This window comes from Methylorubrum podarium (assembly GCF_022179745.1).
Classification (GTDB): domain Bacteria; phylum Pseudomonadota; class Alphaproteobacteria; order Rhizobiales; family Beijerinckiaceae; genus Methylobacterium; species Methylobacterium podarium.
Window position 1 is genome coordinate 1 of the sequence record NZ_BPRD01000298.1, and the last position, 6,396, is coordinate 6,396.

Here is a 6,396-nt window from a genome sequence, read left to right on the forward strand (position 1 = left end):
CGACGAAGGCGAGCGCCAGCACCACCGCCGCGAGGGCGGCGGCGGTCAGCCGGTGCGACAGGGTCGCGGCGGCCTCCGAGCCCGCATTCATGCTGCGCCGCTCCGCCTCCACCAGCAGCGAGAGCGGCGGCCCGGTCATCGCGCCGAAGGCGTTCAGCGCCCCCTGCATCGCGGTCTTGCGCCGGTCGGGATCGCTCTCCCGCCGCACCAGGGTGACCTGCCGGTCGAGCATCGCCCGGGCGGCGCGCACGTTGGCCAGCGGCCGGGTCCGGGCGACGTACTGGATCCGGTCCTCCAGGTTGGTGCTGGTCGCCATGCCGGCGCCGAGGGCGTCGTCGACCCGGTTGAGCGCCTCATCGACCCGGTCGCGGGTCACCGACAGGGCTTCGGGCGGCGCGTCCGCATTGCCGATGCTCTCGATGGCGGCGAAGCCGTACTGCGCCAGCCGGCCGGAGAGCTCGGCGAGAAGCTCCAGCCGGTGCTGGGCGGCGAGCGTCCGGTCGATGACGTTCTCGGTCAGCCGGATCGACCACAGCACGCCGGCCGCCGCCAGCAGGGCGAGCAGCGCCGTGCCGCCGAGCAAGAGGGCGAACCGGACTTTCAGCGAGCGCATGGTCTCCCTCTCCGCCGCGGCGGCGGGCGGACCATGTCACCGCCGGGGCGGCGCCTCAAGCCGGTTCTCTTTGCCGGCTTGTCCCGGCCCGCCGGGCAAACGGTCCTAGAGATCGTTCGGCAGGCTGCCCTTGGGCGCGCAGCGCCAGCTCTTCACGTGGTAGTCGGGATGCTCCTCCTGCCACGCCGCCAGCGTGCTCTGCGAGTTGCGCAGGCAGATGAACGTGTTCGGGCTGTCGTAGGAGAGGTTGATCCGCTCCTCGTGGCACTTCGCGGGCTGGGCGATCAGGCAGACGGACAGAAGCAGGAACATGCGCGGCCTCGGCTCGGAGGGAGCGCAGCGACTTGGGTCGGACGGGGGTCCTGCGCCTCGGTTCGAGGCAAGGTGGGAGAATCCGGCAGGCCGGCAAGGGCTTTCGTCCAAGATGCCGGCATAGCCGCCGATGACGTCTCTGTGACCGCGGGGTCAGCGTTTGATGATGCCGGCCGTGCCCAGCCCGCGATTGTGCGCAATGGCAAGTTTCAAGGATTGAAAAAGGCCTCTCGGCAAGTAGCCCCAATGGCATGGGACGGCATCGAGATTGCCGGAAAGCGGGCGATAGGTCGGACGAAGGTCGGGGCCGGGCCAGACGAATACGTTCATCTCGGTTGCCGAAATGAAGGAAGCCCCGTCATCGAGACCGAGATGGCGCTTGACGGCCGCCGGAATTTCCACGGCCTCGTGACTTGCGGCCGGGGCGGAATGGCTTACCGGTGCGACGTAGATGACCCGCGAGGGGCCGAGGTCGCGGCGTGCCAGGACGACCACGACGGGACGATCTTTACGGCCTTCACGCAGGCCCGCTTCGAATTCACGCTTCCAAAGGTAAGCGTAACAGAGAACGAGACCGGGACGCGGATCCTCGGGGAGCGTCACGCTCCAGGCTTCGGGTTCGTCGCATCCCCCGCCTCGTCGAGATCGGAGATCTCGTAGGCGTGCTCTTCGGGAACATCGGATGCCAGGATCAAAGCCATCTCGGCATCCGACAGGTCACCGATGGCGACCGCCTTGCGGTAGCAGGACCACAGCTCATGGAACGTTTCGGCGGAGACGAGATAGGCTGTCTCCCGCCCATGCTCAGTGATCTGCACCGGCTCCGTCCGGGAACGGTCGTGCCAGAGATCGAAATTCTTCCGCGCTTCGGACGCCGTCACCGTCGCCGTCATGAACGCCTCCGTTTCCCTTGACTGTACGGGAGACATTGGCGTGCACAAGGTCGGAGGCCGCGGCCTCCGCCCTCAGGCAGCCGGCACGAACAGCTCGCCCTTGCCCAGCGTCGCGAGGTCGCCCGAGTAGCGCCGCAGGGTGCCGCCGAGCAGGCCGGCCTGCGCCGCGCCGAGGCGCTTGAGGCTCTGCGCCAGCAGCCGGACGAAGACCAGATCCGGCGTGCCGGTCTCGACGAAGGTCGGCAGCAGCGCGCCGTGGCTGCCGGCGATCAGCGTGCCGCGACGCATGCCGTAGCCCGGATGGTCGCCGAGCCCGCCGGAGACGACGATGGTGCCCGCGATCATGCGCGAGCCGGCGTAGGCGCCCGCCGAGCCCGCCAGGATCAGGCCCTTGCGCATGCGGTCGCCGAGACCGTCGCCGGCCGCGCCCTCGATGACGAGGGTCGCGCCGTCGAGCCCGGCCTTGGCGGCGTAGACCGCGCCGCCGGCGTGGTCGCCGGCATCGCCTCGAATCGTGATGGTGCCGCCGGTGGCGCCGGTGGCGGCATAGGGGCCGGCGGAGCCCGTCACCGTCAGCGTGCCCGCCGCCATGCCCTCGCCGAGGCGCTGGCCGACATCGCCCTCGACCCGGATCGATCCTTGCGACAGCGCCGCGCCGACCCGGTCGAGCCGGGACGAGCCGCCCTCGATCACGAGGCTGTCGGAGCCGTCGAGGCGGATCTCGAACGCGTCGCCGAGCGTCAGGCCGCGGCGGCTGGTGCCGATGGCGAGCTTGCCGGCTTCCGCCTCGGACAGCCCGCTCAGGGCGAGCGGGGTGATGTTGAGGAGATCGACCCGCTCCGGCAGATCACCGCGCAGTCTCAGCGTGCTCATCGTGGAGTCCTCATGCGGCGGGTTTCTCCAGCAGGTCGCGCAGGTGGTAGTGGTGCCGGCCGAGATTGCCGCCGTAATTGCCGGCGGTGACGGCGACGAGCCCATGCTTGGCGCCGATCTCGGTGGCGGCGTGGAGCGCCGCGCGCATCGATTCGGCGACGCCTTGCGAGGTCAGCGCGTCGATGACGATCTCCAGCACCACGCCGCATTCGGGCGGCAGCGCCGAGCCGGCCCGGCCTTTGAGCGTCGGGCAGTAGGCGTCGTTGGTGGAGGCCATCATGCCCTTGGTGCGCCCGCCGACCTTCGAGCCGGAGCGGACGATGCCGCCGGGGAAGGGCAGGATCGCGCCGGGCACCGCCTTGGCGGCCTCGACCGCGATCTCGGCGACCTTCAGCGTCTCGGAATGGACCCGGCCGAGGAACAGAAGGTTGCCGCCGCCGACCGCGCCGTCCACCGCGCGGGTCGAATCCTCGCAGAGGAACTCGCCGTCCATGACGGGGATGCGCCAGTAGCGGCGCATCCGCCCCTGCGCGTCGGGCAGGCGCTTGGCGACCGCGAAGCCGTCGCCGAAATAGCGGATCGCGCCGCCGAGCTTGATCTTGTGCGGTCCCTCCACGCCCGCGTAGCAGGCGGTGCCGGGGCAGGTCAGGATGCACTGGCCGACCCGCTTCAGGAGCTGCTCCTTCAGTCCGTTCGGCTCGAAGCCGAACAGCAGGATGCGCACGCCGGGGCGTCCGTCCGGCGTCTCCTCCGGGGAGAGCTCGGCATCGATGCCGGCCTCGGCGCCGCAGCCGATCACCGAGGTGGCGAAGCCCGTCATCACCGTCGCCGCGATCATCGCCCATTTCGGCGTGTCGTTGGTGACGATGATCGCGGTGCCCGCGACGTCGAAGGCCTCGGCGAAGGTGTCCTCGACCTTGATGCCGTTGAGGATGAGGTCAGCCATCTCAGCCATCGATCTCGGGACGGGGAACCCCTCCCCCCTCTGCGGGGGAGGGTGGCCCCTGCGTCAGCAGGGGTCGGGAGAGGGGAGCGCCGGTTCCGGAGGGACCTGAGCCGGCCCCTCTCCCGCCTGCTCCGCAGGCACCCTCCCCCGCGGAGGGGGGAGGGTTGTTCATTCTGGTCACGCCCGGCATGCCACGTCCTCGAAGGTCTGCGCTTCGGGGAACGCCGCGTCCGGCACCGCGAAGGTGTCGAGCCCGGCGCCGAAGCGGTCCTGCAGGTAGCTCTCGGCCCGCTTCTCCATGCCGGCATCGGCCTCGACGTCGAGCGAGAGCGTTTTTCCGGAGAACCACGCCACGACCTCGCCGTCCTCGACGATCGGCCGGCCGTCCTTCAGCACCAGCTTGGCCCGCGCGAACATCGCCGTGCGGTCCTTGTCGTCGCGGTAGATCGCGACGTCGGCCTTGGCGCCCTCGCGCAGGTGGCCGCGGTCGGTCAGCCCCAAAAGCTTGGCCGGGCCGGAGCGGGTGAGCTGGGCGATCTCGCTGAACGTGTACTCGCGCTCGATCTTCGGCAGGCCGGAGCGCTCGCCGACCACCGCCGGCAGCGTCGCGATCTCTTTCGCCCGCTCCTCGGCATCCATCAGCAGGTGGATGATGCGCGGATACTCGGTGAAGACGCCGCCATTGGGGTGGTCGGTCGTCAGGATGGTGCGCTCGGGGTTGGACGACAGGAGCATCAGCTCCAGGCCGATCGCCCATTGCAGCGACGAGACCGGTCCCCGCGGCCGGTAGAGGAACGGCACCACGCCGCCGCCCTCGGCGTCGCCGGCCGAGAGCGCCCACTTCTTCGGCTTGGCGCCCTTGCGGCCGCCGAACTGGCGCAGGATGTCGAGCGAGATCGTCACCGTCTGGCCGAACACCACCTGACCGACGTCGTAGGTCGCGTTGGGATGGGCCTCCATCGCCGCGTTGATCCGCTCGGCCGCCGAGCGGAAGCCGCCGGTCATCGGGTTCTCGGGGTCGGCGACGCCGTAGGCGTAGAACTGGGCGTGGGCGAAGTGGATGCGCCGGCCCTCCGCCGCCTCCAGCGTCGCCACGAGGGAGTCGTCGGCGCCGGGGAGCCCCAGATTGTTGCAGTGGACGTGCAGCGGGTGCGGCACGCCGATCTCCTCCACCGCGTCGAGGAGCGCCGACATGATCGTGCGCGTCGAGAGCCCGTAGCAGGGGATCTCGTCGTCGAGGCTGAGCTTCAGCACGCCGTCCTTGAAGGCCGAGGCGCCGCCCGCGTTGATGCACTTGACGCCCAGCCCCCGCGAATGGGCCAGCGTCTGCTGCACGAGGTCGCGGACCGCTTGGCGGCCCTCGCCGTCGCGCAGGAGCTGGAGCAGGTGGTCGTCGTTGCCGAGCACGGCGAGCCCGCCGCGGTCGAGCAGCGGGATGTCGGCGAGTTCGAGATGGGTCGCGAGCGCGTTCGAGGGCGGCAGGGCCGGCTCGACCGCGGTGGTGTAGCCCATCCGCGCGTAGTTGGCGCCGATCCAGCTGCCCGAGCCGCCGGCATGGGCGAAGGGGTGGCCGTTGGGCGCGGATTCGCTGACGTAGAGGTCGGGCAGGAGCAGGCGGCTCATCACCACGTTGCCGCCGGCGATGTGCGAGTGGACCTCGACGCCGCCGGCCATCACCACGCAGCCGGTGGCGTCGATGGTCTGATCGGGGGCGCGCTCGGAGGGGGCGACGACGCGGCCGTCCTCGATCCAGACGTCGCCGACGCTGTCGCGCCCGACCGTGGGATCGATCACCCGTCCGCCGTGGATGCGGGTCAGCATGAGACACCCTTCTCGATGAGGCGGTCGCGGATGCGGGCGAGCACGCCGGCCGCCGTCTCGGTCTCCGCCTGAGCCCTCGGCTCGGCATAGGCGATGACGCCGCGCCGCTCGTTCCACAGCGCGCCGCCGACGCTCTGGCCGGGCACGCCGACGGTGATGACGATGTCCGCGGTCTCGCCCGCGGCCTCGGGCGAGCCCTCGCCGACGATGGCGACCGTGGGCAGGCTTCCGAGCCAGGCCGGGCGCGGGGCGGGGAGCGAGGCGAGCCACAGGGCGGCGTCGGCCTCGCCCGCCGCGATCTGCCGGGCGCTGTCGAAGCGCCACGGATCGTGCTCGGGCTGATGGCGGCCGAAGCCGACCCGGGGCGCCTGCCCCGTGGTCCAGGCGGAGAGCTGCACGGCGGCACGGCCCTGGAACGGGTCGGCCAGCGTCAGCGCGAAGAAGCGGGTGGATTCGTTGAGGTCGCGGATCAGGCCCTGGAGCATCTCGACGCCGAGCTCGCCCACCTCCTCCGGATCGTAGATCACGACGCCGTACTGCGCGGAAAACAGGCGCCGGGCGAGGTCGGTGAAGGCCTCTTCGCCGGCGAGATGGCCCTTGGCGAAGGCGCGCAGGTGACCCAGCGAGATCGCGAGCCCGCCGGCATCGGCGGTGTAGGCGACGTGGCGGATCGCGCCGTTCTGCGGACCGCCGAGCGAGAGCAGGGCGCGCTCGCTGCCCGCCGCGCGTCCGCGGCTCGGGGGCGCGGCGATTGCGCCGACCAGGTCGCCGTCCCAGGGGCGGTTGCCGAGGATCAGCACGACGTCGGCCCGGCCGATGGTCTCGGCCCGCGTCGTGCTCATGATGCCGCCCGCGCTGAGCGCGCCGAGTTCGGCGTAGAGGCTCGGGCCGGAAACGGGATCGAGCGAGGCGCCGAGCGTCTCGGCCAGCCGGTAGGC

General features: G+C 71.1%; 7 protein-coding genes and 1 pseudogene. All 8 read right to left on the minus strand.

What is annotated here, in order from left to right; translation table 11 throughout:
- Positions 1 to 613, minus strand: a pseudogene (locus tag MFF42_RS15135) (sensor histidine kinase); the annotation flags it as partial.
- Between the two features lie 105 nt (positions 614 to 718).
- On the minus strand, positions 719 to 925 hold the full coding sequence (locus MFF42_RS15140) for a hypothetical protein (protein ID WP_238256478.1): 207 nt from the start codon (positions 923 to 925) through the stop codon (positions 719 to 721).
- Positions 926 to 1,078: 153 nt separating this feature from the next.
- Positions 1,079 to 1,528: a hypothetical protein gene (locus MFF42_RS15145; RefSeq protein WP_238256479.1), complete on the minus strand. Its 450-nt coding sequence runs from the start codon at positions 1,526 to 1,528 to the stop codon at positions 1,079 to 1,081.
- A complete protein-coding gene (locus MFF42_RS15150) occupies positions 1,525 to 1,818 on the minus strand; it encodes a type II toxin-antitoxin system Phd/YefM family antitoxin (RefSeq protein ID WP_238256480.1) in 294 nt (97 codons plus the stop codon). Before MFF42_RS15150 ends, MFF42_RS15145 begins: the two co-directional genes overlap by 4 nt.
- Positions 1,819 to 1,890: 72 nt before the next feature.
- Positions 1,891 to 2,691, minus strand: a complete 801-nt coding sequence (locus tag MFF42_RS15155; RefSeq protein WP_238256481.1) for a formylmethanofuran dehydrogenase subunit C — start codon at positions 2,689 to 2,691, stop codon at positions 1,891 to 1,893.
- Positions 2,692 to 2,701: 10 nt separating this feature from the next.
- The gene (gene fhcD, locus MFF42_RS15160; protein ID WP_238256482.1) at positions 2,702 to 3,637 is read right to left on the minus strand and encodes a formylmethanofuran--tetrahydromethanopterin N-formyltransferase; all 936 of its coding nucleotides are present in this window, start codon (positions 3,635 to 3,637) and stop codon (positions 2,702 to 2,704) included.
- A 177-nt stretch (positions 3,638 to 3,814) separates the two neighbouring features.
- The gene (locus tag MFF42_RS15165) at positions 3,815 to 5,458 is read right to left on the minus strand and encodes a formylmethanofuran dehydrogenase subunit A (RefSeq protein WP_238256483.1); all 1,644 of its coding nucleotides are present in this window, start codon (positions 5,456 to 5,458) and stop codon (positions 3,815 to 3,817) included.
- On the minus strand, positions 5,452 to 6,396 hold a 945-nt coding region (locus tag MFF42_RS15170; protein ID WP_238256484.1), incomplete at its 5' end, for a molybdopterin-binding domain-containing protein. The genes MFF42_RS15170 and MFF42_RS15165, both read right to left, overlap by 7 nt.

Bases quoted from the DNA above. Each gene is read 5' to 3' on its own strand.
- MFF42_RS15140 (WP_238256478.1), bottom strand. From the start codon at position 925: ATGTTCCTGCTTCTGTCCGTCTGCCTGATCGCCCAGCCCGCGAAGTGC.
- MFF42_RS15165 (WP_238256483.1), bottom strand. From the start codon at position 5,458: ATGCTGACCCGCATCCACGGCGGACGGGTGATCGATCCCACGGTCGGG.
- fhcD (WP_238256482.1), bottom strand. From the start codon at position 3,637: ATGGCTGACCTCATCCTCAACGGCATCAAGGTCGAGGACACCTTCGCC.
- MFF42_RS15150 (WP_238256480.1), bottom strand. From the start codon at position 1,818: ATGACGGCGACGGTGACGGCGTCCGAAGCGCGGAAGAATTTCGATCTC.
- MFF42_RS15155 (WP_238256481.1), bottom strand. From the start codon at position 2,691: ATGAGCACGCTGAGACTGCGCGGTGATCTGCCGGAGCGGGTCGATCTC.